Annotated in this window: 5 protein-coding genes; 2 read left to right on the plus strand and 3 right to left on the minus strand. The window is 73.2% G+C overall.

The features are described from left to right. Nucleotides 1-12: 12 nt before the first annotated feature. Nucleotides 13-1,245: an acyl-CoA dehydrogenase family protein gene (locus VR44_RS26790; protein ID WP_045950181.1), complete on the plus strand. Its 1,233-nt coding sequence runs from the start codon at nt 13-15 to the stop codon at nt 1,243-1,245. Between the two features lie 79 nt (nt 1,246-1,324). Here VR44_RS26790 and VR44_RS26795 read toward each other — a convergent pair whose 3' ends face one another. After that, nucleotides 1,325-1,699 (minus strand): MerR family transcriptional regulator, encoded by a 375-nt coding sequence (locus VR44_RS26795; RefSeq protein ID WP_045950182.1) that lies wholly within the window; start codon nt 1,697-1,699, stop codon nt 1,325-1,327. Between the two features lie 62 nt (nt 1,700-1,761). Between VR44_RS26795 and VR44_RS26800 the strand changes: the two genes are divergently transcribed. Then, nucleotides 1,762-2,880 (plus strand): alkene reductase, encoded by a 1,119-nt coding sequence (locus tag VR44_RS26800; RefSeq protein WP_045950179.1) that lies wholly within the window; start codon nt 1,762-1,764, stop codon nt 2,878-2,880. Here the strand turns inward: VR44_RS26800 and VR44_RS26805 are convergent. Together VR44_RS26805 and VR44_RS26810 are read right to left on the minus strand one after the other, a co-directional pair. After that, nucleotides 2,877-3,524 (minus strand): TetR/AcrR family transcriptional regulator, encoded by a 648-nt coding sequence (locus VR44_RS26805; RefSeq protein WP_245692259.1) that lies wholly within the window; start codon nt 3,522-3,524, stop codon nt 2,877-2,879. The genes VR44_RS26800 and VR44_RS26805 overlap by 4 nt on opposite strands. 36 nt (nt 3,525-3,560) lie before the next feature. Beyond that, a partial coding sequence (locus VR44_RS26810; protein ID WP_045950180.1) for a class I adenylate-forming enzyme family protein occupies nt 3,561-4,391 on the minus strand: 831 nt, incomplete at its 5' end.

Here is a 4,391-nt window from a genome sequence, read left to right on the forward strand (position 1 = left end):
GGAGCCGCGCAGATGGACTTCGCATTCGACACCCGGACCGAGGAACTCCGCGGGCGGCTGCTCGCGTTCATGGAGGAGTGCGTCTACCCGGCGGAAGCCGTCGCGGTCGGGCAGCGCGCGCGGCTGGCCTCGCCCTGGGACACCCCGGCCGTCTTCGGTGAACTGAAGGCCGAGGCGCGCCGCCGGGGGCTGTGGAACCTGTTCTTCGTAAACCAGCACGGCCTTCCCGACGAGGAGTACGGGGCCGGGCTGACCAACCTCCAGTACGCCCCGCTCGCCGAGATCACCGGCCGCAGCCCGCACCTGGCGCCGATGGCCACCAACTGCGCGGCCCCGGACACCGGGAACATGGAGCTGCTCGCCCAGTTCGGGAACGAGCGGCAGAAGAAGCAGTGGCTGGAGCCCCTGCTGGCGGGGGAGATCCGCTCCGCCTTCGCGATGACCGAGCCCGAGGTGGCCTCCTCGGACGCGACGAACATCGAGACCCGGATCGAGCGGGACGGCGACGCGTACGTGGTCACCGGGCGCAAGTGGTACATCTCGGGGGCGATGAACCCGGACTGCAAGGTGTTCATCGTGATGGGGAAGACCGACCCGGGCGGCGCCGATCCGCGCCGCCAGCAGTCGATGGTCCTGGTCCCGCGCGACACCCCCGGCGTGGAGGTGCGCCGGGCGATGACGGTGTACGGGTACGCCGACCACGACCACGGCGGGCACGCCGAGGTGGTCTTCGACGGGGCCCGGGTGCCGGCGGAGAACCTGATCGGCGAGGAGGGCGCCGGCTTCGCCATCGCCCAGGCCCGGCTCGGCCCGGGCCGGATCCACCACTGCATGCGGCTGATCGGCATGGCGGAGCGGGCCGTCGAGCTGATGTGCCGGCGCGCGGTGGGGCGTACGGCCTTCGGCAGGGAGCTGGCCGCCCAGGGGGTGGTGCAGAACTGGATCGCCGACGCCCGGGTCACGATCGAGCAGCTGCGGCTGCTGGTGCTGAAGACGGCCTGGCTGATGGACACGGTCGGCAACCGGGGCGCCCACACCGAGATCCAGGCCATCAAGATCGCCACCCCGCGCGCGGTGGTGGAGATCCTGGACCGGGCGGTGCAGCTGCACGGCGCGGGCGGGGTCAGCCAGGACTTCCCGCTGGCCGAACTGTGGGCGGCCGCGCGGACGCTGCGGCTGGCGGACGGTCCGGACGAGGTCCACCAGCGCTCCCTGGCCCACCGCGAGCTGAAGCGGTACCGCTAGGGGGTGGCGGGCCCGTGCCGTCAGCCTGTGCGGTGGCGGGCCCGTGCCGTCAGGCCTCCGCGGTACCGGGCCCGTGCCTTCAGGCCTCCGCGGCGATCCGGCCGGAAGCCGCCACGATGGCCTCGTCCAGCACCTCGCGGGAGCGGACGAGGTCGCCGATCATCCGGTCGATCCGGTCCCGCTCCGCGGCCAGTTCGGCCACCAGGGCCGGGGTCGCGCGCACCGACGGGCCGCCGTCCTCGTCCCGCATGCAGGGCAGGATCTGTCCGATCTTGGAGCTGTTCAGCCCGGCCGCGTAGAGCTCCTGGATGCGGATGACCCGGTCGACGGCCCGTTCGGGGAAGTCGCGGTGGCCGCCCGGCGTACGGTCGGAGGCCAGCAGGCCCTGCTGCTCGTAGTAGCGCAGCGACCGCTCACCGACCCCGGTGCGCGCCGCCAGTTCACCGATCCGCATGGTCACCTCACGGGGGAATCCGTCTTGAACCTGACACTGATGTCAGGTTCTACGGTACCGGCATGACGCAGACACGACAGACCTTCGCCGCCGGATCCCGCCTCTTCTCCCCCGCCCGCCTGGGCCGCCTCGACCTCCCCAACCGTCTGGTGATGGCCCCCCTGACCCGCAACCGCGCCGGCGCCGACGGGGTGCCCGGGGAGCTGATGGCCACCCACTACGCCCAGCGCGCCACGGCCGGGCTGATCATCGCCGAGGCGACCACCCCGAACGCCGTCGGACAGACCTACCCCCACATTCCCGGCATCCACACCGCCGCACAGGCGGCCGGGTGGCAGCGGGTCACCCGTGCGGTGCGGGACGCCGGCGGGCGGATGTTCCTCCAGCTCCAGCACGGCGGCCGGATCGGCCACCCCGACACCAGCGGCCACGTCCCGCTCGCCCCGTCCGCCGTCCCGCTCCCGGAGCCCCTGCACACCTCCGCCGGGCTGCAGGACCCGGTCACGCCCCGGGCGATGACCGAGGAGGACATCCGGTCCACCATCGCCGACTTCGCCCGCGCCGCCCGCAACGCCGTCGCGGCCGGGTTCGAGGGGGTGGAGGTGCACGCGGCGAACGGCCTGCTACTCCACCAGTTCCTCGCGCCGAACACCAACCTCCGCACCGACGCGTGGGGCGGCTCGGTCGAGGGCCGGATCCGGTTCGCCGTCGAGGTGGTCCGGGCCGTCGGCGAGGCCGTCGGCCCGGAGCGGGTCGGCGTGCGGATCTCCCCCGGGGTGGAGGTCAACGGCATCGAGGAGCCCGACCTGGAGGAGCTCTACCCGGCGCTCCTCGCGGCCCTCGCGGAACTGGAGCCGGTCTACCTGCACGTGGAGTACGCCGACCAGGAGCGGCCCGGCTTCGCGATGCTCCGCAGGGCCTGGCCCGGCACGCTGATCGCCAACCCGAAGCTCTCCCGCGAGGAGGCGGCCGCCGACGGGGGCGCGGCGCGGGGCGAGCGGTTGCTGGCCGAGGGCGCCGACCTCGTGGCCCTCGGCCGGGCCTTCATCGCCAATCCCGACTTCGTGGAACGCGCGCGCACGGGCGCGCCGCTCAACGAGCTCCGCCCCGAGTTCCTGATGCACGTGCACGGCGCCGAGGGCTACAACGACTACCCGGCGCTCGTCCCCGCCCTTGTCTAAGGGCGCAGGGAGCGGAGCAGCAGGTCGGCGAGGTGGTCGGCCACCTGGTGCGGGGTCAGCGGACCGTCGGCCCGGTACCAGGTGGAGAGGTGGTGCACGGAGCCGAAGTAGTAGTCCACCACCAGGTCGGCGGGGGTGGCCGTGGCGAAGACCCCGGTGCGCATGCCCTCCTCGACCAGCGCGCGGAACCGCTCGTGGTAGCGCCGGCGTTCGGCGCGGACCTGCTTGTACTTCTCCGGGCTGAGCTGGTGCATCGACCGGAAGAAGATCATCGCGTCGTCGAGGTTCTCGATCGTGGTGACGACGACGTCGGCCGCCGCGGCCCGCAGCCGCTCCTCGACGGGGGCATCGGATCCGGCCACCGCGTCGAGCCGCTGCTGCTGCAGGCGCAGCATGCGCGCGTACACCTCGTGCAGCAGGTCGTCCTTGGAGCCGAAGTAGTGGTAGAGCGCGCCCTTGGTGACCCCGGCCGCCTCGACGATCTCCTGGACGGAGGTGCGGTCGTAGCCCCGCTCGGCGAACAGCCTGGTGGCGACGGCCAGCAGCCGCTGCGGTACCGGGGTCTCGCGGTCGTGGTCGCGGCCGTGCTCGCGGCTCTGGCCGCGGTCGCCGTCCTCGGGTCCGGCGGTGTTCCTGGCGGCCATGGTGCTCGCCTGCCTCTCCTGATCGTCCGACTGTTTTCAGCCGCGCTCGCGCAGTTCTCGTCGGAGGATCTTGCCACTGGTGGTCTGGGGAAGAACAGGCAGGATCTCGACCCGGCGCGGGTACTTGTAGGCGGCGAGCCGCTCGGCGCAGTGCGCGACGAGTTCGGCCGGCTCGGCACGGGTGCCGGGGCGCAGGCTCACGTACGCCGTGACGGTCTCCCCGCGGTAGGCGTCGGGGACACCGACCACGGCCGCCTCCCGGACGGCGGGGTGGGTGTAGAGGACGTCCTCGACCTCGCGCGGCCAGACCTTGAAGCCGGAGGCGCTGATCATGTCCTTCTTGCGGTCCACGACGTAGAGCCAGCCGTCCGCGTCCATGAACCCGACGTCGCCGGTGCGCAGTTCGCCGTCCGGGAAGGCCGCGGCGGTCTCGTCGGGGAGGCCCCAGTAGCCGGGCACGACCTGCGGCCCGCGGACGGCGATCTCGCCGGTCTGCCCGAGCGGGAGCTCGCCGCCGTGCTCGTCGAGGATCCGCACGAGGGTCTGCGCGCCCGGGACCCCGACGGAGAGGGTCCCGCTGCCGGGGTCGACGGGGGCTTCGCGGTGGGCGGGGACGGAGGCGCAGGGGGCGGTGCACTCGGTGAGGCCGTAGCCGTTGCGGAGGTAGAACCCGAAGTCGGCCCGGAGGCGTTCGACGAGGGCGGGCGGGAGCGGGGCGCCGCCGGAGGAGATCACCTGGAACGAGGCGAAGTGCTCGCGGGTGGCGGCGGGGTGGGCGGCCAGGGCGGTGAAGGCGGTGGCGGGGCCGATGGTGTAGGCGGGCCGGTGCTCGAGGAAGGCGTCGAGGACGGCCCCGGCGTCGAAGCG

It is taken from the genome of Streptomyces katrae (genome assembly GCF_000966975.1).
Lineage (GTDB): Bacteria > Actinomycetota > Actinomycetes > Streptomycetales > Streptomycetaceae > Streptomyces > Streptomyces katrae.

Excerpts from the sequence above, each read along its gene's own strand:
- VR44_RS26790 (WP_045950181.1), top strand. The coding sequence starts at position 13 with ATGGACTTCGCATTCGACACCCGGACCGAGGAACTCCGCGGGCGGCTG.
- VR44_RS26800 (WP_045950179.1), top strand. The coding sequence starts at position 1,762 with ATGACGCAGACACGACAGACCTTCGCCGCCGGATCCCGCCTCTTCTCC.
- VR44_RS26805 (WP_245692259.1), bottom strand. The coding sequence starts at position 3,524 with ATGGCCGCCAGGAACACCGCCGGACCCGAGGACGGCGACCGCGGCCAG.
- VR44_RS26795 (WP_045950182.1), bottom strand. The coding sequence starts at position 1,699 with ATGCGGATCGGTGAACTGGCGGCGCGCACCGGGGTCGGTGAGCGGTCG.